Genomic DNA, 23945 nt, shown 5'->3' with positions numbered 1-23945 from the left:
ACCCGCCTTTTATTTTATTGATTTAATCAGCCTATCGTTCAACCCTACATAATCCAGGTTTTTAGCCTCCATTGCCAACTCTTTTGATTTGCTTGCACTTTTTATTGCTTCATTCTTTAACCCTAACTTATCTTCAATTTTGGCTTTAAGATGTTCAGTCCAGTATTTTGAATCATTTTCAACGGATTTTTTGATCCATTCAAGGGCTAGTTTCATATCCTTATCTTTTGTAAAATAATAATAGGCTGCCTGGTAGTATAAGCCTGGTGAAACTTCCTCAGGATTGATTACCAAATCTTCGATTTGGTTCATTACAATGGAATCCACTTCGGTTTCAATTCGGAATTGGACTTCAGTTTTTTCCCATTTTAGGGATAGGGAAGCTCCTGTGTCAGAAAGGTCGCCAAAACTTATTTCCAATGTTTCATACTTTGGTTTTAATTTATCGGAATCAACAGTAAATCTTAGGGCATCATCTTTTTTCTGGTAGCCAATGGCACCCCAAAGCTCTGTATTATTTGAAAGAATAATTGTCCATTGCTTTTTGTTGGGTATAGTATAAAGAGCATAAGTCCCTTTTTTCACCTTATGGCCTTCAATAGTTACCTCATTTGAAAATGATATTTTGGTGGCAGCATTTGCCCCAGTTCTCCAGACTGTACCGTAGGGAACAAGGGTTCCAAATATTTTCCGGCCCTTGACACTTGGCCTACAGTAATCCACCCTAACATCTGTTAATCCAATCTTTTGGCTCAAACTTGCTGAAGGACTGGCTTGTGGGATTTGTAATTGCTGGCCATTTGCTCGAAAGAAGGAACAAAATAAACCTAGCATAATCAGGACTTTTAAATTAAAGTTCATGGATGTAATGTAATAAGTTTAATTTTTAATAGTTTTTATAATATTTTTTTCTATTTACTAATATTTTTGATATTATGATAACGCAAATAAAACCATGAAAGATATTAAAATTCTTCCAAAAGAATTTTTTTTAAATAGAAATGTGGTTGAAATCTCTATGGACCTTTTGGGCAAAGTTTTGGTGACCCAAATGGATGGGAAAATGACCATGGCAAGGATAGTTGAAACCGAAGCCTACGATGGAGCGGTAGATAAAGCTTGCCATGCTTATCCTGATAAAATGACCCGAAGGACCGAGGTAATGTTTAAGGAAGGGGGGAGGAGTTATGTTTACCTGTGTTATGGTATTCACCACCTTTTTAATATTGTAACCGAAAAAGAGGGGATGGCAAAAGCTGTTTTGGTCAGGGCAGTGGAACCTTTAGAAGGTTTAGAAACGATGAAAAAAAGGAGAAATCAAAATGGCTTGTATCAATTGACCAATGGCCCTGGCAAGGTTTCCCAAGCTTTAGGGATTTCGACTTTCAATAACGATACTGTCCTTTATGAAAAGGAATCTCCTATTTGGCTAGGGAATATTCCCCAAAATTCAAATTTTGAGATGGTAAGTACTACCAGAGTAGGTGTGGATTATGCAGGAAATGATGCTTTGCTTCCTTGGAGATTTTATATTAAAAACAGTCCATTTATCAGTAAAAAATAATGAGTTTAGCTATTGTTTCACCAAAAAGGGATGTATTACCTTGGGTCAAAATTCTTGAAAAAGATGCCCCAGATATTCCCCTTCAAATTTATCCAAATGTTGACCGTCCCGAAGAAGTAAAAGTGGCGATGGTATGGCAACATCCAATTGGGTCTCTTGAAAGATTTTCCAATTTGGAATTGGTTTGTTCTATGGGGGCAGGAGTGGATCATATCCTGGGGGATCCCCATATACCAGAAAATATTCCTATTACTAGAATTGTTGATCCTAAATTGACTTTTTCCATGACTAATTATGTGGTCATGGGAGTGCTTAATTTTCACAGGCAAATAGAACGTTACCAAAAAGATCAAAATCTTAAAAAATGGGATATGTCCAATCCTGAAATCCCCATAAGAGTAGGAGTTTTGGGCGTTGGAGAGCTTGGAGGTGATGTTTTGGACAAATTGGCTTTTATGGGATTCGAGGTTATTGGGTATGGAAATAGCCCTAAGGAAAATTTTAGGCACCTCTATTATTATGGGAATCAATTGGAGGAGTTTCTTCAACAAGTGAATGTCCTGATTTGCCTTTTACCCCTTACCCCAAAGACCAAAGGGTTTTTAAATCAATCTCTTTTTGAAAAATGTAAAAAAGGTACTTACCTGATCAATGTTGCAAGGGGAAGTCATTTGGTTGAGAAAGACTTACCTGTGGCTATTGAAAAGGGGTATATCTCTGGAGCTTTATTGGATGTTTTTTGTAATGAGCCCTTACCCAAAGAACATCCATTTTGGGAAAATCCGAAAATTACAATTACCCCGCATATTGCCAGTATTACAAATCCGGGAGCGGCTGTCCCTCAAGTAATAACCAACTATTACAATTTGATTGAAGGAAAACCACTGTTGAATGTAATTAATAAATCAAAAGGTTATTGAACCAAAATTTTACTGAAATGAAAACTTTTACAATACTTTGCCCAACTGACTTTTCTGAATGTTCTTTAAATGCCATTGAATATGCTGCTAAAATTGGGGAACAATACCAGGCAGACCTGATACTTTTTCATGTCCCAGATAAGGATGATTACAAAAAATTATTTCGTCAACCTGGAATGGATCTTTTATCATTTGCAAAGAAAAAAATGGATAATTTGGTTGAAGAAGTAGAACGGGAGAGTTGTGGAAAAGGGCTAAACTCTTGTAAAGGGATATTATTGGAAGGTAAAACCGTTCAAACCATTATTACCTTTGCCAATGAAAACAAGGTGGATTTAATAATTATGGGAACAGAAGGGGTTAATGATATCAAGCATAATTTCATTGGTTCCAGGTCCAGTAAAGTGATTGATGAAGCCCTGCAGGATGTAATGATTGTTCCCCGTAAGGTTTTTTTCAAAACCCCGAGAAAATTTGTTTATGCGACCGATTACCTGGAAGAGGATAAATTGGCCATACAAAAAGTAGTGGAGATGGCTGAATTTTTTGATAGTGAAATTGATATTGTCCACGTGGGTACCAAAAATAAAATTATTGATAAGGCATTGCACCAAACAATGATTTCAGAGATAAAACCCTTTATCCGTTATGAAAAAGTAAGTTATGTACTTAAAACTTACCGGGATGAACCGGGCTTAGGCCTTGAAAATTACCTGATTACTGCTAAAGGTGACATTTTAGTAACTTTAAGCAAGAAAAAAAGCTGGTTTGACCAGCTTTTTACCAAAAATTTATCCAAAAAGATGTCTTATTTTATTAACAAACCATTGTGGGTAATCAAGAGCATTTGATTAACTTCTTTTAAATTTTGACCATATAAAGGAAATAAATTCATTCCAGGTACCTTTGTCTGAAAACACCTTTTTTATTACTTGCATGTAGTCAGAGAAAGAAACCTTTTTTTGACCGGAATCAGGAATAGGTTCCATTTTTTCCTCGCCAGAGATTGATTTATTAAAGTCTGAATATTGCTTTTTTTGAGGTTCAGGTGGTGTGCTGTCACCTTGGGATTTTTCACCTCCAACCAATTTATCTGCTGTATGGTAGCTGTTTTGGGATCTTTCTTTGTAGCCTAATTTTTCTTCAACAATTCCTTTATTATTATAAGCAACGGCATCCTCGGGATCCAGTTCAATGGCCTTTTCATAGTCCTCAATTGCTCCTTTCAGGTCTCCAATGCGGTCTTTTAAAAAGGCCCTGCTGGAATATCTGTAGGGGTTTTGTGGGTCCAGGTTTAGGGCCCTGCCCATTTCCGACAATGCTTCCTCATTCCGTTTCAACAAATGAAGGACAACTGCCCTGTCACTGATAAAATCAGGATTATATGCATCCAATAAAGCCAATTGATCAAAATCGCTTAAGGCATTTTCCAATCTTCCCAAACGGGAAAGAATTCTACCACGGTATAATAAATGGGCCGGCTCCTTTGGGCTTTGTTCCATTAATTCATTGAATACCGTTAATGCCTCCTCAAACTTACCTTCTTTATAATAGGAAATGCCTGTTTGTAAATTACTCACTTTATTGTTGTTTAATTGCTCGTCAAAATTAATAACTTAATGCCTAATTTTTAAACCCTATACCAGGAGATATAGTTTAATCCAGTAAGCTATTCAAAAACCAGGTTATGATTTTATTTAAACACATATTGCTGTTATTAGTTTCCTTAACTCTAGTATCCGCCTGTAACGGACAGGGAAAGAATAACCAATCCACCTATCAAAAACCAAAATTGAATTATAGTCAATTGGATACAGCTACTTTTGCTGGAGGATGTTTTTGGTGTGTGGAAGCTTCTTTTGAACAAATAAAAGGAGTGAAGGAAGCTGTTTCTGGGTATGCTGGAGGAAAAGAAAGTTCTCCAACCTATAAACAAGTCAGCCAAGGTCTTACTGGCCATGCAGAAACTGTTGAAATTTATTATGATCCTCAGGTAATTAATTATGGAACCTTGTTAGACATATTTTTCACCGCCCATGATCCTACTCAACTGAACCGGCAAGGGCCCGATGTTGGAAAACAGTATCGGTCTGTGATATTTTATCACGATGAAAACCAACAGAAATTGGCCCAAGATAAGATCAGGAAACTCAATGACAGTGGTCGGTTTCCAAAAAAAATTGTAACCCAATTAGTGCCATATTCGAAATTTTGGGTGGCTGAGGATTATCACCAGGATTATGAAAAGCATCACCCAGACAATCCATATATAATAAGCGTTTCCAAGCCAAAAATAGAAAAGGTAGCCCAAAAATTTTCCCATTTGCTGAAAGAGGAATAACACCGGTATCTTATTCCAAAAAAACCATTTCTTTCTATATTTGGGCTGAATTAACAAGTTATGGCAAACCAACCGGAAACTGTCCTTAAGGATTTGAAAAGTGGGAAATATGCCCCTGTTTACTTTTTGCAGGGTGATGAACCATATTTTATAGATCTGATTACAGGTTATATTGAAGAGCATGCCATTCCAGAGCATGAAAAAGGTTTTAACCAAATCATCATGTATGGGAAGGAGTCAAACATGAACACGGTCCTAACCAATGCCCGCAGGTTTCCAATGATGGCTGATCGGCAAGTGGTTATTGTTAAGGAAGCCCAAAACATTCCAGATCTGGGAAAAGAAGCAGGGGACAACTTATTGATTAATTATATAAAAAACCCACTCCCAAGCACCATATTGGTTTTTTCCCATAAATATAAGGTCTTGGATGGAAGAAAAGCGCTGGCGAAGGAACTGGATAAAAAAGCTATTTTGGTCAAGTCTGCCAAAGTGCCGGAATATAAACTATCTCCCTGGGTGGATGCCTACATAAAAAGCAAAAAATTTACCATTGATCCTAAAGCCAGCCAAATTATTACCGAATCAATTGGGAATAATCTGGAAGTCCTTACTAATGAAATTGATAAAATGCTGATCAATTTCTCAGAGCCAACCCAAATAAACAGTGACCATATCCAGCAATATATTGGCATCAATAAAGATTACAATAATTTTGAATTGACTAAGGCTTTGAGTTATAGGGATGTGCTGAAGGCTAACCGGATTATAAATTATTTTAGCCAAAACCCAAAAAGCAATCCTCTGATCCCCATTATTGCATTGATTTATTTACATTTTTCACGATTGCTTTTGATTCATGATCCTGAAAATAGGAATTTTCCAGAAAGGGAATTGGCAACCAAACTAAAGGTCAATCCTTATTTTGTAAAGGAATACATGATTGCCTCCAAAAATTACTCTTTAGGCAAGGTTATTGAGAACATCACATACATAAAGGAAGCAGACCTTCGTTCTAAGGGTGTAGGTACCACCGGTATGGTTGAATCTGAAATCCTTAAAGAACTCATATTTAAATTGATGCATTAATTGGATTTTCTGAAAATGAAAAAAATATTTCTTTTGATTTTTACCCTCAGCGGCTTTTTGCAGGTAAATGCTCAATCAGGCTTATACCAAACAGCCATTGAAAAGGATATAGACGAGGCTTATGAGCTTTTCCATAAAAACCAATACAGTGCTGCCAAATATGAGTTTGAATATTTAAAGGAAAAAGACCTTTCACCCTCTCAAAGGGTAGAAGTTGATTTTTACCATGCCCTTGCTGCACTCCGAATAGAAAACCCCGATGGGCCGGGTTTAATGGAAAAAATTAGGGTAAATTACCCTGATGATCCTAAATCCAATCAGGCAAGTCTCTTATTAGGTGATTATTATTTTGACCAAAGGCATTACAAGACAGCGCTTAAACATTATGGACAGTTCAATACCAATGTAGCTTTGGCAGAGCAAAAGGCTGAACTTTGGTTTAAAATGGGGTATGCCTATTTTAAGCTTGGAGACTATACCAATGCCCGAAGATATTTTGATCCGGTAAAAAAGATCCCAAGTCCTTTAATAGCCGATGGTTATTATTATTCCGGTTTCTCTGCGTTGAAACTTGAAAATTACCAGATCGCAATTCAGGATTTCAAACAGGCGGACAGGTATCCTTCCTACCAATCAAAAGTCCCATATATGCTGAGCGAAGCCTATTATCGCCAACAACAATATGAGGAATTAATTCAATATGTAACCCCTATTTTAAAATCCAGATCTGCCCTCGACCAGAAAGAGGAAATATATCTGCTACTTGCAGAGGCTTATTTTGAAAAAAGGGATTTTACCCAAGCGGCTAACTACTATGATGCATCTTCGAAAAGTGGAAATGGAAACCTAAGCAGGGAGCAGAAATACAAAGCAGGGGTAGCACAATTTAAGGTTGATAATCCTCAAAAAGCTACCAACTATTTTAAAGAGGTTGCATTGGAAAAAGATCGTTTAGGTCAAGTGTCAAGTTATTATCTAGGTCATTCCTATTTAAAATTGAATAATGATCAGTTTGCCCTAACCAGTTTCAATACTGCCTACAAAGGGGATTTTGATCCTGAAATTAAATCTGAAGCCCTTTATAATTTTGCGAAAATCAATTTGGAAAAAGGAAGTTTCAAGGAAGCAGTAAACGCCCTTGACACTTATTTGGATAGATTTCCCCAGGGAGCCCAGGTTCAGCAAGTGGAAAACCTTCTGAGTGATGCTCTGATCAATACTAATAATTATTTGCGGGCCATTCAGCATATTGAGCAAATGGGCCAAAAATCCAATCGGATAAAAGCTGCTTACCAAAAAGTAAGCTTTTATCAGGGGATAACATATTTCAGAAACAAAAGGTATAAAGAGGCAATCATTTATTTTGATAAATCCCTTTCCTATCCAATTGACCAAGATATTGTTTCCCAGGCACATTTTTGGAAAGGAGAGACTTATATGGCAGATGAAAATCCCAATCCAGCTATTAGGTCTTATGAACAAGTGGTCCAGATGGGGACAAGAGCTGAGCCAGAAACATTGTTGAAAACTCATTATGGTTTGGGGTATGCTTATTTTAATACCCAGCAATACCACAAAGCTGCAACCCAATTTAAAGCTTATACTGATAAACTCCGAGGGGCGAGGGAACAAGCTCATTATGAGGATGCATTGATACGTTTAGGGGACAGTTATTATGTCCAGAAGAAGTTTGAAAATGCATTGCAGGCGTACCGAAATGCCATCCAGCTTAGGAGAAGTTTTTCTGATTATGCTCATTACATGGCAGGTGTTGCCCTAAATTTCCAAAATAGAAACCAGGAGGCTATTGCCCAGCTGGACCAAGTGATTGATGGATTTCCCAATAGTCCATACCGGGATGATGTGATATTCAAAAAAGCCCAAATCAATATGGAAGAATCCGATTATTCCAAAGCCAGGGAAGGGTTTAGCCTATTAATTCAGGAAAGGCCAAATAGCCCTTATGTTCCTTATGCTTTGGAAAGTAGGGCAATTGCTAATTACTCTTTACAAAATTACAAGAGCACCATTTCGGATTACAAAAAAATCCTGGATAGTTATCCAAATGCGGAAAATGTAGATGCTGCATTGGTAGGTTTACAGGAGGCCTTGTCTTTGGAAGGTAGGTCAGGGGAATTTTCCGAATATTTGGCATCATATAAAAATGCCAACCCGGGAAATGAAAGTCTGCAAAACATAGAATATGAGGCTGCAAAAAATTTATTTTTCAGTCAATCTTATCAGGAAGCCATTAAAGCATTTAAAGGTTATTTGAAAAGTTATCCCAATTCAAGCCATAATCAAGAGGCGCAATATTTCATTGGGGATGCATATTATCGTTTGGAGCAATATGATAAAGCTTTGGAGGCTTTTTATGAATTGGAAGACAAAGGTGCTTCCAGCCAAAAAGCTAAAGCTATCAGCAAAATAGCTGAACTGGAATTTAAAAATAAAAATTACCTTAAAGCTGTTCCCTACTATTTGAGTAGTTCCAAAAATGCAAGAGACAGGATCGAAGAGTTTGAAGCTTTTAATGGCCTGATGGAATCCTATTATCAAATAGGTAGATTTGATAGTGCTATTTATTTTGCTGATAAGGTAATCCAAATGGGGGATATTACAGCCAATGCCACCTCCAAGGGATACTTGGTGAAGGCAAAATCCTTTTTGGAGAAAGGGGAAACTACAAAAGCCCAAGATGAATTGATGGCGCTGCTCAATCAAAGTGAATCTGTTGAAGGGGCAGAAGGATTATACCTATTGGCCAAAACCTTCCACGAAAGTGGCAACTATAAGCAGTCCAATGAAACCATTTTTGATTTTTCTGACCGTTATGCAGTTCACGACTATTGGTACGGAAGGTGTTTTATTCTCTTGGGGAAAAATTACCTGGAATTAAAGGAAAACTTCCAGGCCAAAGCCACTTTGGAATCTATTATTGAAAATTCAGAAAACCAAGAAGTAGTAGAAGAAGCTCAAAAAGTACTGGAATCCATATAAGGATTTTGTAAAAGCTAATATTTAATCAAGGATGAATAAAATACTGATAATCATATTTTTATGCTTTGTATTGTCCCCTGTGTTAGGACAGGAAAAACAAGGTAATGAAAGAGGGGAAGTAAAGGATACCGAATTCATTATTCGAAAGGACAGGGTGTTAACTTTGCCTAAAAAAAACAAAAATTTTGAAAAGGTTCCTGCTTTACCCCAGCCTGAGGGCTTGGATAAATTTGACTATGAGGTAAGGGATTTTTTCTTCCAATTAGATCCCAGTCCATCTAAGATGAAACCTTACCAAAAGAGGTTTGAATCTTCAACCGGAGAAACATATCATAGCTTTGTTAAATTGGGATATGGAAATTATCAGTCTCCATTGGCGGAATTACATCTCAATAATTTGGAAAGCGATTACCTCAATTATGGAGTTTACCTTAAACATCAAGGTTTCTATGAAGGCCCAATTGACAAAAAAAATTCTGCAGAAGACCATACCAATATTCGAATAGCAGCTAATTATTTTATGGAGTATTTTGAGGCTTTTGGCAAAATCGGATATGATCGGGACAAATACCACTTTTATGGTTACACTCCAAATCTTGAAATAAATCCTGAGGACATCGGTCAAATATTCCACACCCTATTTGGTAGAGGGGGCATCAGAAATATAGACCGTATGGATCCATTTAATTATGAGATCTCCCTTGGAGCAAGAATATTTAATGATGACTATTCTGCAAGGGAACATCAGGTTGATTTGAATGCAAATGCCTATTATCAAATCAGTGATAATTTTAAAGGAGGACTAGAGGGGCAAGCTTTTTTAACTTCCCCATCAGATGAGACTTATTCAGACCTCAACAGAAATTATCTTAAAGCTTCGCCTTATTTGGAATTCAAAAATGAAAAGTTCAAACTTTTGGCTGGAGCAAATATCATTTTAGAAAATGATGAAATTCCCGGAAAAAGCTCAAGTGCCCATTTATTCCCCAGGTTAAAAGCCAATTACCAATTAGAAGAGGAATTTGGTCTTTATGCTTCCTTCGAGGGGGATGTTCAAAGAAATACCTACTACAGTTTTGTCCAGGAAAACCCTTATTTGGGGCCCAGTGAAAAGTTGCTTAATACTATTCAGGATTTTAAAGCAACGGGGGGAATAAAAGGAAATATTAATGATGCCTTTACTTATAAGTTTGCCATAAGTTATGGGCAATATGATCAGATGCATTTTTATGGTAATCATGAAAATGATAGTACCCGTTTTCAAGTTGTTTATGATTCAACCACAAATGTATTGAATTACAAAGGGGGTATAGGTTATGAATTTGATAAAATTTATCAATTAAATGCAGAAGTCAACTATTATCATTATTCATTAGAAAGTTTAACCGGAGCTTGGCATAGGCCAAAATGGACATTGGACGTTCGAAACCAATTTACTCCTGATGCCAGGTGGTTGATTCAGGCCAATGCTAAGGTTATGGGTGGAATAAATGCTATTAATTTTCAATCGGATCGGACGAGTACCTTAAATCCAATTATTGACTTACAAGTTAAGGCAGACTATAAACTGACAGATCAGTTTTCTTTATTTGTAGAAGGTAACAATTTATTGCATCAAAGAAATCAACGGTTTTGGAACTATCCAAGCCGTGGAATTCAGGGAATTGGAGGCTTGACCTTTAAATTTTGATTGAAATCATTACTTATTAAATTACAAAAATATAAAGTAAACCAATATTGAGTAATTAGCTGTTTTATCTTAGCTTAGCGAATTCATTTGGCAATAAATAGATTTCAAAATGACTAAAAAGGAGCGGGAAGAAGATCAATCAAAAAAAGAAAAAGACAAAGATTTTGGCTTGCCTGAAGTGGAGATAACGCCCATTAGCAAAGATGAGCCAAAATCTGCCAAACCTACTCCAATTCCTCCTTCAGAAAAAGAGGAAAAGCCACAACCTAGTCCGGTTTCAGGAGAAAAGGAACAGGTGACTTCAGAAGACAAACAAGAAAAGGCAGCCGATCCTAAAAAGGAAGAGGATAAAAAATCCAATACAGCTGGAATACTGATCTTAGTGCTACTTTTTATAGGCATTATAGGATTTGCGGCTTGGTATTTGTCCCGAGATGTGGCACCTGGAAATGAAATGGAAGTCAAATCTCCTGTTGCTACCTCGGAGGATGTTCCCGAGGAAATTGAGAAAACAGAACCAAAAATAACTGAAAATATTCCCCAGGATCCAGAACCGGAAATGGAAAATGAAATTTCCATGATTGAAATAGACGCTAAAGGAGAATCCCCACGTTATTTTGTCGTTGTGGGTGCCTTTATGGACGGTGATCTGGCAAGAGATTATTCAGATAAATTAAATGAACAAGGTAAAAACACCTTCCTGATTCATCCAGGTTATGGGTCCAATTTACATAAATTGGCCATAGGGGATTTTGACAATGTGGAAGAAGCATCTGCAATGATCCAGGATGAACAACCGGATTTCGAAGAAACTTTATGGGTTTTGAAATATTAATATGACTTTATTACAAACATTATCGACCAACAATCAAGCAGTTGTTGATAGCCTTTCCACGGTGGAAAGCAGCGGACAAAGCATTGGCCTAATGGAATTAATGATCAAAGGAGGATACATGATGATTCCTCTTTATGCCTTGTTTATTTTGGCCATTTTTATTTTTGTGGAAAGGATCATTACCCTGAAAAAAGCTGCTCAAACGCCAAAAGGTATGGTGGACCAAGTGAAAATGATGGTCCAGACAGGGGATATTGGAGGAGCCAAAATGATCTGTGATGGTGAAAACACTCCCGTTGCCAATATGATTTCCAAAGGACTGGAAAGGATAGGAAGTCCTTTGAAAAATATCGAGGTGGCCATTGAAAATGTTGGGAAAATAGAAATTTACAAACTGGAACGAAATCTTAATATGCTGGCAACAGTTTCTGGTGCTGCCCCTATGATAGGATTTTTAGGTACAGTTGCAGGGATGATCCGGGCTTTTATCGGAGTAGCTCAGGAGGAAGGGATGGTTTCGCCCAAATTGCTTTCCACAGGGATTTATGAAGCCATGATCACTACGGCTACCGGTTTAGTTGTGGGGATTATTGCTTATTTGGGATATAATTACCTGGTGACCAGGGTTTCCAAACTGATCCACCATATGGAATACACTACCGTAGAATTTATGGACCTTTTACAGGACAAAAAATAATATGGCACTTCAATCCAAACATAAGGTCAATACAGCTTTTAGCATGTCCTCCATGACAGATATTATCTTTCTGTTGTTGATCTTTTTTATGTTAACCTCATCTTTTATCACGCCATCAGGTCTTCCTGTTAACTTGCCATCCAGTGAATCCTCAGACATTATTATGCAGGAAGTTACGGTTACGGTTACAAAAGACCTGAAATATTCGGTTAATGACAGGATTGTCAGCCGGGAGGAAATTAAAGGTGAATTGACGTCGTTATTAGAAGGAAAGAAAGGTCAAGTGGTGCTTCATATTGATAAGGAAGTTCCTGTAGAATATTTGGTAGAAATAGGAGGAATAGCGGCTTTATTGGAAGCCAATGTATCCATTGCTACCAGGCCCTATCAATAGATTTATGCAATTGGAGGAAGTAAATAAAGAGGAATTAAAAAGTAAAAAAAAGGCAGCCATAATCACCATTATTATTAATGTGTTGGTGTTGGTGGGGATTTATTTTATTGTGGTTTGGAGACCACCTGTTCCACCTATTCCAAAATTTGGTTTGCAGCTTAACCTTGGATTTACAGAAGTGGGTAGTGGAAATCGACAAACTGAAACCCCACCTTCAGAAAATAAGGAAGCGACTAACGAAAATCCTTCCCCAGGTGCACCAGAGCAGGTTGCTGAACCTGTGAAAACAGAAGCAGTGCCCAAATCCCAACCTGAAGCTCAGCCCGAGCCAACGCCAACTAAAAGTGCATTGGAAACTAAATCCAATGTGGCAAGTCCTTTGGAAGGAAAAGAGAAAACTTCTGAATCTACAAAAGAAAACCAAAAACCAGAGGTAAATAAACAACCTGAAACCCAACCAAAAGAAGAAAAATCGGAAAAGGTGGAAGAAAAACCAAAAATTGATGAAAGGGCAATTTTTGGTGCTGGGGGAAATCAAGGAAATAGTAACCAAGCCAGTACTGGTAGCAGTCAGGGAACTACTACCCAAAAAGGGGATGAAGGTAAAAGTACCGGGACCATTGATGGTAGGGCGGTGATGAAATCTGGCAATGGTAATGCAGGTCAAGGTGCAGGATATAACCTGGATTTGGCAGGTTGGGATTTTGCCAATAAGCCCAATATTCAGGATAATGTGTCCAATAGGAACGGAAAAATAGTTTTTAAAATAGTTGTGGATGACAATGGAAGGGTTGTTCAAGCGATTCCATTGGAATACAATGTGAATAATGAAGTACTAAGTTATTACCGGGGTGTGGTCAATAAACTTACTTTTAAAAGGCAAAGCGGTAATCCGGCTGCTGATTACTCAGAAGGAAAAATCACCTTTATCATTAAAGTAGATTAAATTTACCAGCATGAATTATCAGGAAACGTTGGACTACCTGTTCAATGCATTGCCCATGTTCCAGAGGGTGGGAGCGGCAGCATTCAAAAAAGACCTCGGGAATACGGTTAAACTATGTAAACAACTGGGAAACCCCCAGGATCAATTTAAATCCATCCATATTGCCGGCACCAATGGTAAAGGAAGCTCTTCCCATATGTTGGCCTCAGTATTACAAGTAGCCGGCTATAAAGTAGGCCTTTACACTTCTCCGCATTTAAAATCTTTTACGGAAAGGATAAAAATAAATGGAAAGGAAATCCCCCCCGGTGTGGTGGTTGATTTTGTGAAGAATAACAAGGAATTTCTTGACCAGTGTAAGCCCAGTTTTTTTGAAATGACTGTGGGTTTGGCTTTTGCTTATTTTGCCGCAGAAAAAGTGGATTATGCAGTTATTGAAGTTGGTATGGGGGGAAGGTTTGACAGCACCAATATCATAAATCCAGAACTTTGCTTGATTACCAATATTGGTTTGGACCATACCCAGTTTTTGGGAGAAACCATAGCTAAAATTGCCTTTGAAAAAGGAGGGATCATCAAAGAAAATGTTCCTGTAATAATAAGCCAAACCCAGGAAGAAGCTGCTCCGGAATTTAAGGAGATTGCCTTTCAGAAAAATGCCCCCATTTATTTTGCAGATCAATATTACCAGGTGTTTCAAAAAGGATTAAATAAACATAATTTACTTTGTGACTATCAGTTAGTTAAGTGTGGTATTGAAACTGTTGTTTCAATGGATTTATTTGGACAATATCAAGAAAAAAACCTTCCTGGGGTATTAAAGGTTTTAGATATTTTGGGTGAAATGGGCTTAAAGTTAAATGCTGAAGCTATCCATAAAGGGCTAGCCCATGCTGCATCAAATACTCATTTAAAGGGACGATTTCAAAAACTACAAGAAGAGCCCTTGGTTTATTGTGATACCGGTCACAATGTGGATGGTATGACAGCATTGGTCAAACAAATTAGGTCCATGGACTATGACCGATTATATATGGTTTTAGGCATGGTAAATGACAAGGACATCACTCAAGTTCTAGCACTTTTACCAAAAGAAGCGCATTATATTTTTTGCCAAGCCAAGCTCCCACGCGCCTTGGATGCCAAGGAACTAAAAGATAAGGCCTTTGCATTTCAATTACACGGGGAAATAATAAGGGATGTGAATATGGCTTTTAAGGAGACCTTGAAAAAAGCGGGGAAAAAAGACTTAATTTTTGTTGGAGGTAGTACATTTGTGGTCGCAGAATTAGAGAACTTATAAAATGGGAAGAAAAAAGCTCGCCAGATTCAAGGATAACGAAGAAAACGAAAATGTTATTCAGGAAGGGAAATCAATTTTTGAAGAGATAAAAGGAAATTGGAATAAAAAACAATTTGAAAATGAACACCCCATAGTTGTTGAACTTGCTTGTGGAAGGGGAGAGTTTACAGTGGGCCTTGCCAGAGAATACCCTGAAAACAATTTTATAGGTGTTGATATAAAAGGGTCCAGGATATGGAAGGGTAGTACTACTGCCATCAAGGAGGGATTAGAAAATGTGGCTTTTCTTCGTACCCAAATTGAGCTTTTGGATCGATTTTTTGGTAAAGATGAAATTGAAGAACTTTGGATCACATTTCCAGACCCAAGACCAAGGGATGGAGATGAGAAAAAACGATTGACCTCGCCAAGATTTTTGGAAATCTACAAACCCATGATAAAAAAGGATGGGATTATACATTTAAAAACGGATAATACCGGATTGTTTGATTATACACTAGAAGTTTTGAAAGAGCGGGATGATATTAAGGATTTGGGCTATACCGATGATTTTTATTCCTCAGAATATAAAAACGATCATCATGGTATCAAGACACGTTACGAAGCCATGTTTAGTGAAAAAGGGGAAAAAATAAAGTACCTAAAATTTAGATTTGATAATTAAAACAAATAGTTCTTTTACCCATGGGTAAAAGAACTATTTGTTGTGTGATCAAGAATGAAAGGAAAGAGAAAAATCAATTAATATAAATTTCAATCCGCCTCTTCCAAAGCTTCCAGAATATCTGCTAATTCATCAAAATCCTTATATCCGGGTTTTATCTCATCTCCACCTTTTAGGGCAATTCCTTTAACCGAGGTAGATTCAAGAGTTTCTTCAATTTGATCAGCTTCCAACCCAAATCCTAACAAAACATCACACTTGTCAGCAATTTCCTGGATTATTTGGGTTGTTTCCCTGTCCAACTTTAAATTTTCTGATTCTATTAACAGGATCACATCATTTTCCTTTAAGCTGGGGGCTTTGGTCAATAAATATTGCAGGTCCTCTACTGATTTTACCAGGTTTTTCCAGATTAATTTATAGGAACTGTTAACTAACATTTGAAGGTGGACCTCTTCAGGAGTTTGGATATAATCCACCCCTTCATATTCTTTAAGGATATTTAAAATATTTTCTGGATGGGACGCTTCAAATTCTGCAACATATTCCAATCCAGACAACCATTCAGTCAATTCCTTAAATTTTTGGGGAGGCATATAATCCTTATTTTCCTTTTCCAGGTTGAATCCCATTAGGTTTACATACATGCCTGCGCAATATCTTGCGTCACTTAAATTATTAACCGTGCTTATTTTTACGAAAGTTTTGAGCGCCATGCAGCTACTGTTTATTAAATTTTAAATTCAGAAACATTTTATGTGGGCCAAAGATAATCAGAAATGAATCGACTTCTAACCCTAATGCCAACCAAACTTCTTTTTTGGGGCTAAAAATGGGGATATCAGGGGAAAAATGTATTTTTAGATTTCAATTATCTTCGGAAAAATATGAAGTGCATTTTCCCTTTCCTTTTATTACTTTTGTTGGCTTCCTGTGGAAGAGAGGAAGAGCCGATGGATTTGTCGCATGATTATATGCCGCTGTCGATAAACCGCTTTTGGGTTTATGAGGTGGAAGAAACCATATATTTTGGGGAAGGCGATCAGGAAACTTCTCAATATTATTTGAGAGATATCATCACAAATAGTTACATCAATAATGATGGGGTATTGGTATATATGGTTAATCGCCAAAAATCCATGGACCAGTTAAATTGGGTAGAAAAGAGTACTCATTCCTTTCATATTAAAAATAATGCACTTGTCAGGCATTCCGAAAATAAGACTTTGGTTGTTCTTGTATTCCCTCCTAAGGACCTTGCTGCCTGGGATGGTAATATTTATAATTCAGAAAATACTGATGAATATTCCATGGTACTCCTTAACTCTTATGATCTAAACCCTGGCTTGTATAATCGCGTTACCAAAGTAACCCAAGAAAATGAAGATGACCAGATAACCATCAGGGATAATAGATATGAAGTTTATGCCAAGAATGTGGGAATGATAGAACAATATCATGAGGTATTGACCTATTGTTCAAGGAATGATTGTCTAGGAGATCAAATTATCGATGGAGGGAGTTTTAGGCATTTGAAATTAATTGATAATGGCCAATTACAGTAAAATATATTTAACCTTTATTCTGATCTTTGTGAGTTTAATGGGCTTTGGACAAGATCGATATGTAGTTAAATATAAATATAAACCCAATTCAACATTCAACCTGAATGAACCAGAAACTTTTTTGACCCCAAAGGCAATAGAAAGAAGGGAAAAAGAAAGAATTCTCCCGGACAGCACAGACCTACCTGTATCACCAAAGTACATCCAACAAGTAAAACCTTTGGTAAAAAGGGTTAATTACCATCTAAAATGGTTTAATGCCTCTGTTGTAGTTGCTGATGAAGGACAAGTGGCTGATTTGGAAAAGTTGCCATTTGTAAAGGAGGTTGAGCTCATCGCCAATAAATTTCATGAACAGGAAATTTCCGCCCAATCCAGTATTTTAAAACTTCCGCTAAAAATAAAGTTAAAGTCCAACACTGAGGAGGATTATGCACTTCAAAATAACCTTTTGGGAATTCCAGAAATGCATCAGGAAGGTTTAACAGGCAATGGACTTACCATTGCGGTATTTGATGCAGGTTTTTTAAATACCGATAAAATAGATGGCATGAAACATCTTTTTGATAATAATCAAATTATAACTGCAAGAGATTTTGTGACCCCTTGGTCCGAAAATGTGTTCAGGTCAGAAACCCACGGAACCTCCTCGCTTTCATTAATTGCTGCCAATGACCAAAACACTTTGGTATCTGGAGCCTATGACGCCAATTATATATTATGTATTACAGAGGATGTTTCCTCTGAATTTAGAGTAGAGGAATATAATTGGGCCAGGGCTGCAGAATATGCTGATAGTTTAGGGGTGGATATCATTAATAGCTCTTTGGGGTACAATCATTTCGATGACCCTGCAATGAATTATTCCAAAGAGGCCTTGGATGGAAAAACGGCCGTCATAAGCCAGGCGGCTTTTATGGCTGGGGAAAAAGGGATATTGGTGGTTTCAAGTGTAGGTAATTCAGGAGGGAATACCAATACCACCTTAACCGCCCCGGCCGATGCTAAGGGGATATTGGCAGTTGGTGCGGTAACCTTGGATCTCAATAGGGCTTCATTTAGTTCTGTAGGGCCAACAGCTGATGGCAGGATCAAACCGGACTTAATGGCATTAGGAGATGGCGTGAGACTTTGGAGGGTTCAAAATGGTACCTCTACAGCAAGTGGGACTTCTTTTTCTGCACCCCAGATCACTGCCTTGGCGGCTGGGATATGGCAGGGGAGGCCCCATTGGACCAAAGATGAATTAATTGATTATTTGTTAAAAAGCGGAAGTCAAGCAGAAAACCCTGATTCCTACTTTGGGTATGGAATCCCTGATTTTTTTGTAGCCTATCAAGGAGAAATAACAGGTGAGGAAATAGTACCAGAAAAATTTGAGACGGTTATCTATCCCAATCCAACAGATGGAAATCAACTTTACATAAAATTTGGCCATATGGATACTTGTGATTTTACCATTTATGATACAAGTGGTAAGGTCCTGGCCCACAATATCCTTTACAGATCATCCAACAAAATCCCATATGAGGCAAGCCTAACTTCTTTTTCCTCTGGCGTTTACATCATCCAATTAAGTGAAGGCATTTTAAGGGAAAGACACAAACTCTTTATTCAGTAAATTAAGAATTGTTTTTTAGCAAGGCCTTCTAGTTATTTGGGCCCCATTACTTTTTGAAAATTTAAAGGCTTTTCCGGTACTTTTACAGAATTTTGTTTTCTTTGCGTCGTATTTCAAATTTTCAATGACCTAAATAAAACAATGAGTGCACTCGTAGCTCCTTCAGTATTGGCTTCTGATTTTGCCAATCTTCAAAAAGAAATAGAAATGATTAATGAATCCCAAGCCGATTATATCCATGTGGATATTATGGACGGGGTTTTTGTTCCCAATATTTCTTTTGGCCTTCCAGTAACAGAGGCAATAAATAGACATGCCAAAAAACCATTGGATGTCCACCTGATGATTGTCAACCCTGACCAATATTTATCCGCTTTTAAAAATGCAGGAGCCAGTGTTATCTCCGTTCACCTGGAAGCATGTAATCACCTTCACCGGACTTTACAAGCTATCAAGGAATTGGGATGCCAGGCAGGAGTTGCGCTTAACCCACATACTTCTGTAGAATTACTGAAAGATGTAATAAAAGAAATTGATATGGTAATCATCATGTCAGTAAACCCGGGTTTTGGTGGGCAAAAATTTATTGAGCAAACCTATACCAAAGTCAGGAGATTGAAAGAAATAATTGATGAGGCAGGTGCCAGTACCAAAATTGAAATAGATGGGGGAGTTAATCTTGAGAATGCCCCAAAATTGGTGAAAGCCGGAGCTGATGTCTTGGTAGCAGGAAGTTTTGTTTTTAATGCCAAGGACCCAATTGCTACCATTGCAGGACTGAAAAAAAATTAAATTTGCAAAAACCTCAATTTCAAAAGATAACCCCTTTACATTTTTATTTAGTCCCCAAACCGTTGGGGATTTTTTTTTTGTATTGCTTGCTTTATTGGGTCTAAACCTTTTTATTGGAAGCTAGTTTAGTTTTGAAAGTTTAAATTAAAAAGATTAAAGAGATGAAGCGTTTATTTGGATTGGCCTTATTGCTACTTGTTTTATTGAATGTAAATGCCATGGCGCAAGATGAAAGTGCTGCGGAAGAAGTTACGGATGAAGAAATCCAAAAATTTGCCGCAATGGAAGATTCTGTGATGGTGTTTTACAATCAGAAAAATGAAGAGCTGGTTGATATGATCAAGAATAATGAAGTGATTGATGGAGCAGGCCGGTATAATGAAATCAAAGGTGCTTGGGGAAATGAAGAGAAGCTTGCAGAAATCGAGCTGACAGAAGAGGAAAAAGCTGCCTATGAAGAAATTCTTGGTTTTATGGAATCTTTGTCCGGTGAAGTAAGGGATCTAAAAATTAGCTTGATCAAAAATGATGAAATCTTGGGTGCGGCTACTTATAACAAAGTAAACAAAGCCATGAAGTCCAATCCTGAAATCAAAGAAAAGGTGGATAGCACTATAGCTGAACTTCAGGATGCAAGAGAAAGTGAAAGCAGTGAAGAAGGTGGGGAAGAGCCTGGCGCCTAATTGGAAAAAATATTAATTAATACTAATTAGATAAACCCTCCAAAAAATGGAGGGTTTATTTATTTTAAGGCCAAAAATATCGTTAATAAAAGGAAAAGCATATTGGATTTTCAGAATTGTACGGAAATCTAGTTATATTCCCCTTCCAAAAAAAAATATGGATATGTTTCCTATAAGGTACCTTAATTTCATCTTTTCCTTTTTTGGGCATCCAAAAAAACTCTTGATGATAAGTATTACTTTATTGGTAAGTACTTTAGTATATTCTCAGGATGAAGATATTTTTGGAATAGATACCAAATTAAAAACCAGAAAAAGTGAAAGTGAAGTGGGTAATTTCACCAGAGGGATCATAAGTAATATCAGCCTCGAAATTGCTGGTGGATATGGCAGACAGGATAACCAAATGAATTTTTTAAGTTCCACTCCTGATGGATATCCAATTAGTTCACTGCCCACAGATTCCTCTCCGGGCAATATCCCAGCTAATGAGACCAACGAATTTAATAATTGGAGTTACTCGGTTCCAATTGATGCAGGAGTAAGGATTAATCTTTTTAATATTTTCACCATTGGAGGGGGATATGGAAGAGCATTTGGAAAAATGCCCGCAATGACCAATGACCAATATGCCTTTCATTTTGAACAAGAGAAGTTTGTCTTTGAAAAATTGTATGGGACTTTGGGACTGGTGATTTATGATGCGAAAAGGAGAATTTCATTTTTAAAATGGAGATACAGGAAGTATGCCTCCCAAAACACGTATATGCAAGCAGAAAAAAAGCTTAGGATGCAGCAAAGGTATCCATGGAGATTTATAGTAGAGGGAGAGTATGGAACTGTTAAATTTAGTAAAAGTTTTGATCAAAATCTCAGCATTACAGAACCTTATTATGGAGTAGGTTTGCGGATTGAAAGAGACCTTTCAGAATACACCAAATTGTTTATAAAACCTGCGGTGGAAATGAAAACATTTAATTATAACCATCCCTCCCTAGAAGAAATACAAACTATTGACCAGATGGTTTACCGAATTCAATTTGGGGTATCACTCCGGCTACCTGGAACCAAAAGGTGTAAAGTAGCTGGTTGTGGTGTGAAAATGAAACACTTACATGATGGAGTTGAATATAGAGGGAGTTCCATCTGGAATATGCAAAACAGAAAAATAGGGCAATGGTATGAATAAAGCGGTTTTTTATCTCAATTTGTTGAAAATTTAGTATTTCAAAAGCATATTCTTTTTATTATCTTGCAAACTTATCTTGAGAAATTTTAAATATGGCCGAAGGAGAAAACGAGAACATCATACCCATTAATATTGAGGAAGAAATGCGAGGGGCATACATCGATTATTCGATGTCTGTCATTGTTTCCAGGGCTCTTCCCGATGTAAGGGATGGATTAAAGCCGGTGCACCGCCGGATCCTTTTCGGGATGCAGGAATTGGGCGTCCTTCATAACAAACCTTATAAAAAATCAGCCAGAATCGTCGGGGAAGTATTAGGTAAATACCACCCCCATGGTGATAGTGCGGTATATGAAACCATGGTCCGAATGGCCCAGGATTGGTCTTTAAGGTACCCTTTGGTAGATCCCCAGGGAAACTTTGGGTCTATTGATGGGGATAATCCGGCAGCCATGCGTTATACGGAAGCCAGGTTGAAAAGGATCGCTGAGGAATTACTGGTGGACATCAATAAGGAAACTGTTAATTTTCAGCTCAATTTTGATGATTCCCTAAAGGAACCAGTTGTATTGCCTGCAAAAATCCCAGCTCTTTTATTGAATGGAGCTTCAGGGATCGCTGTAGGGATGGCCACCAATATGGCGCCCCACAATTTGGGCGAAATTGTGGATGGAATTACAGCGTATATCGATAATAATGAAATCTCCATTGAAGAGCTTATGCAACATATAGTTGCACCAGATTTTCCTACTGGAGGGATCATTTATGGTTATAATGGAGTCAAATCCGCCTTTGAATCCGGAAGGGGAAGGGTAATCATGCGTGGTAAAGCCACTGTTGAAACCAAGAGTTCCGGAAAAGAAATGATCGTGATCAACGAGATTCCTTACCTGGTCAATAAAGCTAGCATGATTGAGAAAACTGCTCAATTGATCCAGGAAAAGAAATTGGAAGGTATTTCTGCCATAAGAGATGAATCGGACAGGCATGGAATGCGCATAGTTTATGAATTGAAAAGGGATGCGGTTCCCAATGTTATCCTCAATAATTTATATAAACAAACCCAACTTCAGACCTCTTTCAGTATAAATAATGTGGCACTGGTAAAAGGAAGGCCACATACCCTCAATCTTAAGGACCTGATCGTGCACTATGTCAACCATAGACATGAAGTGGTGACCAGGAGAACCCAGTTTGAATTGCAAGAAGCCGAAAAGAGGGCTCATATATTGGAAGGGTACCTGGTGGCTTTGGATCATCTGGATGAAGTTATTGACCTGATTAGAAATTCCAGGGATCCCGAAACTGCCCGTACAGGTTTGATGGAAAAGTTTGAGTTGACTGAAATTCAAGCCAGGGCCATTTTGGATATGAGGCTACAACGCCTTACTGGAATGGAGAGGGAAAAAATCCAAAAGGAATATGATGAATTGATGAAGCTTATTGAAGAGCTGAAAGAAATTTTGGCCGATAAAGATAGGCGAATGGAAATCATCAAGGAGGAATTGGCGGAAATTAAAGACCGTTATGCCGATGGACGAAGGACCATTATTGAGCATAATGCTGAGGATTTCAGCTATGAAGATATGATTCCAAATGAGGAAGTCATCATCACCGTTTCCCATCAGGGTTATGTAAAGAGGACCGCTCTAAAAGAATACCGAACCCAAAGTAGGGGGGGGTTGGTTCTCGGGGAGTTAGTACAAAAGATGATGATTTCACAGAATATATCTTTAGTGCCTCCACTCATAATTATTTATTAATCTTTACAGATAAAGGGAAGCTATTCTGGCTAAAGGCTTATGCTATTCCAGAAGGGAGCAAAATCTCCAAAGGAAGGCCTATCCAAAACTTAATCAATATTGAAAGTGATGACAAAATGCGGTCGATCATTCAGGTCAAGGACCTATCTGATGAAGATTATATCAACAACAACTTTTTGGTTATGGTCACCAAACAAGGTGTGATCAAAAAAACCGCCCTGGAACAATATTCAAGACCAAGGTCAAATGGAATTATAGCTCTCAATATCCGGGAAGAAGACCAACTGCTTAATGTTGAACTTACCCATGGAGATTCCCATATCATTATTGCGGCTAAGTCGGGTAGGGCTATCCATTTCCATGAGTCCGCGGTAAGGCCTATGGGAAGAACGGCTACTGGTGTTAAAGCCATCACCCTAGCTGGTGAAAAAGATTATGTTGTTGGCATGATTTGTGTTGTTAGGGATGATGCAACCTTATTGGTCGTTTCGGAAAAAGGGTACGGAAAAAGGTCTTCAGTAGATGAATACAGAATCACCAATAGAGGTGGTAAAGGGGTGAAAGCAATGAATGTCACCGAAAAAACAGGGGATTTAGTTGCCATAAAAGAAGTAGTAGATAGTGATGATTTATTGATAATCAATAAATCGGGTATAATCATCCGAACCCCAGTTGCAGGTCTTAGGATAATGGGACGTGCCACCCAAGGTGTTAGGTTAATCAAACTCAATGAAAATGACGAGATCTCTTCTATAGAAAAAATTGAACAAGTAGAGGAAATTGAAGAAATCGATCCTGAAGCTTTAACTGATTCTGAAGAAAGTACAGACACCTCAAACAATACAGACGACACTAACGAACAACCTGATAAACCAAAAGAGGAATAAAC

21 protein-coding genes and 1 pseudogene are annotated in these 23945 nt (G+C 37.7%); 19 read left to right on the top strand and 3 right to left on the bottom strand.

Features of this window, described 5'->3' with window-relative positions; all coding sequences use genetic code 11:
• Window positions 1-9: 9 nt before the first annotated feature.
• Window positions 10-834, bottom strand: a complete 825-nt coding sequence (locus QWY93_RS16325) for a DUF2911 domain-containing protein (protein WP_290249489.1) — start codon at window positions 832-834, stop codon at window positions 10-12.
• Between the two features lie 121 nt (window positions 835-955).
• On the opposite strand from QWY93_RS16325, the gene QWY93_RS16320 reads away from it, so the two are divergent.
• Genes QWY93_RS16320 through QWY93_RS16310 form a run of 3 tightly spaced genes read left to right on the top strand, consistent with a single transcriptional unit; the run spans window position 956 to window position 3335 of the window.
• Complete coding sequence (locus QWY93_RS16320) at window positions 956-1564, top strand: DNA-3-methyladenine glycosylase (RefSeq protein ID WP_290249488.1); 609 nt, start codon at window positions 956-958, stop codon at window positions 1562-1564.
• On the top strand, window positions 1564-2484 hold the full coding sequence (locus QWY93_RS16315) for a 2-hydroxyacid dehydrogenase (RefSeq protein ID WP_290249487.1): 921 nt from the start codon (window positions 1564-1566) through the stop codon (window positions 2482-2484). Before QWY93_RS16320 ends, QWY93_RS16315 begins: the two co-directional genes overlap by 1 nt.
• A 17-nt stretch (window positions 2485-2501) precedes the next feature.
• Complete coding sequence (locus QWY93_RS16310) at window positions 2502-3335, top strand: universal stress protein (protein ID WP_290249486.1); 834 nt, start codon at window positions 2502-2504, stop codon at window positions 3333-3335.
• Here the strand turns inward: QWY93_RS16310 and QWY93_RS16305 are convergent, their stop codons facing one another.
• Complete coding sequence (locus QWY93_RS16305) at window positions 3336-4064, bottom strand: tetratricopeptide repeat protein (protein ID WP_290249485.1); 729 nt, start codon at window positions 4062-4064, stop codon at window positions 3336-3338.
• Window positions 4065-4171: 107 nt separating this feature from the next.
• On the opposite strand from QWY93_RS16305, the gene msrA reads away from it, so the two are divergent.
• The 10 genes from msrA (at window position 4172) to trmB (ending at window position 15443) form a co-directional block, all read left to right on the top strand.
• Complete coding sequence (gene msrA / locus QWY93_RS16300; RefSeq protein ID WP_290249484.1) at window positions 4172-4825, top strand: peptide-methionine (S)-S-oxide reductase MsrA; 654 nt, start codon at window positions 4172-4174, stop codon at window positions 4823-4825.
• Window positions 4826-4885: 60 nt separating this feature from the next.
• Complete coding sequence (gene holA, locus QWY93_RS16295) at window positions 4886-5914, top strand: DNA polymerase III subunit delta (RefSeq protein WP_290249483.1); 1029 nt, start codon at window positions 4886-4888, stop codon at window positions 5912-5914.
• Between the two features lie 15 nt (window positions 5915-5929).
• Window positions 5930-8914 carry a tetratricopeptide repeat protein gene (locus tag QWY93_RS16290; RefSeq protein WP_290249482.1) on the top strand — a complete coding sequence of 995 codons (2985 nt, stop codon included), beginning with the start codon at window positions 5930-5932 and terminating at the stop codon, window positions 8912-8914.
• 31 nt (window positions 8915-8945) lie between these two features.
• Window positions 8946-10604, top strand: coding sequence for a TonB-dependent receptor (locus tag QWY93_RS16285; protein WP_290249481.1), 1659 nt, complete (start codon window positions 8946-8948; stop codon window positions 10602-10604).
• 109 nt (window positions 10605-10713) lie between these two features.
• Window positions 10714-11439, top strand: coding sequence for an SPOR domain-containing protein (locus tag QWY93_RS16280; protein WP_290249480.1), 726 nt, complete (start codon window positions 10714-10716; stop codon window positions 11437-11439).
• A gap of 1 nt (window position 11440) precedes the next feature.
• Entirely contained in the window at window positions 11441-12136 is a 696-nt protein-coding gene (locus QWY93_RS16275; RefSeq protein WP_290249479.1) for a MotA/TolQ/ExbB proton channel family protein, read from the top strand.
• Between the two features lies 1 nt (window position 12137).
• Window positions 12138-12530 (top strand): ExbD/TolR family protein, encoded by a 393-nt coding sequence (locus QWY93_RS16270; RefSeq protein ID WP_290249478.1) that lies wholly within the window; start codon window positions 12138-12140, stop codon window positions 12528-12530.
• A 4-nt stretch (window positions 12531-12534) separates the two neighbouring features.
• The gene (locus QWY93_RS16265) at window positions 12535-13476 is read left to right on the top strand and encodes an energy transducer TonB (RefSeq protein ID WP_290249801.1); all 942 of its coding nucleotides are present in this window, start codon (window positions 12535-12537) and stop codon (window positions 13474-13476) included.
• Window positions 13477-13486: 10 nt separating this feature from the next.
• Window positions 13487-14779 (top strand): bifunctional folylpolyglutamate synthase/dihydrofolate synthase, encoded by a 1293-nt coding sequence (locus QWY93_RS16260; protein WP_290249477.1) that lies wholly within the window; start codon window positions 13487-13489, stop codon window positions 14777-14779.
• Between the two features lies 1 nt (window position 14780).
• A complete protein-coding gene (trmB, locus tag QWY93_RS16255; RefSeq protein WP_290249476.1) occupies window positions 14781-15443 on the top strand; it encodes a tRNA (guanosine(46)-N7)-methyltransferase TrmB in 663 nt (220 codons plus the stop codon).
• Window positions 15444-15532: 89 nt separating this feature from the next.
• Here the strand turns inward: trmB and QWY93_RS16250 are convergent, their stop codons facing one another.
• The gene (locus QWY93_RS16250) at window positions 15533-16159 is read right to left on the bottom strand and encodes a beta/alpha barrel domain-containing protein (protein ID WP_290249475.1); all 627 of its coding nucleotides are present in this window, start codon (window positions 16157-16159) and stop codon (window positions 15533-15535) included.
• Window positions 16160-16330: 171 nt separating this feature from the next.
• Between QWY93_RS16250 and QWY93_RS16245 the strand changes: the two genes are divergently transcribed.
• The 6 genes and pseudogenes from QWY93_RS16245 (at window position 16331) to gyrA (ending at window position 23943) form a co-directional block, all read left to right on the top strand.
• Complete coding sequence (locus QWY93_RS16245; RefSeq protein WP_290249474.1) at window positions 16331-17008, top strand: hypothetical protein; 678 nt, start codon at window positions 16331-16333, stop codon at window positions 17006-17008.
• Window positions 16992-18629 carry a S8 family serine peptidase gene (locus QWY93_RS16240; RefSeq protein WP_290249473.1) on the top strand — a complete coding sequence of 546 codons (1638 nt, stop codon included), beginning with the start codon at window positions 16992-16994 and terminating at the stop codon, window positions 18627-18629. The genes QWY93_RS16245 and QWY93_RS16240 overlap by 17 nt, the downstream gene beginning before the upstream one ends.
• Before the next feature lie 141 nt (window positions 18630-18770).
• On the top strand, window positions 18771-19421 hold the full coding sequence (gene rpe, locus QWY93_RS16235; protein WP_290249472.1) for a ribulose-phosphate 3-epimerase: 651 nt from the start codon (window positions 18771-18773) through the stop codon (window positions 19419-19421).
• Window positions 19422-19582: 161 nt separating this feature from the next.
• A complete protein-coding gene (locus QWY93_RS16230; RefSeq protein WP_290249471.1) occupies window positions 19583-20104 on the top strand; it encodes a hypothetical protein in 522 nt (173 codons plus the stop codon).
• 226 nt (window positions 20105-20330) lie between these two features.
• Window positions 20331-21293 (top strand): hypothetical protein, encoded by a 963-nt coding sequence (locus QWY93_RS16225; RefSeq protein WP_290249470.1) that lies wholly within the window; start codon window positions 20331-20333, stop codon window positions 21291-21293.
• 92 nt (window positions 21294-21385) lie between these two features.
• Window positions 21386-23943, top strand: a pseudogene (gene gyrA / locus QWY93_RS16220) (DNA gyrase subunit A).
• The last annotated feature ends 2 nt before the right edge of the window (window positions 23944-23945 follow it).

Origin of the sequence: Echinicola jeungdonensis, assembly GCF_030409905.1 — a bacterium.
In the GTDB taxonomy this organism is placed as follows: Bacteria; Bacteroidota; Bacteroidia; order Cytophagales; family Cyclobacteriaceae; genus Echinicola; species Echinicola jeungdonensis.
This window is presented reverse-complemented; position numbering and strand designations above follow the sequence as displayed.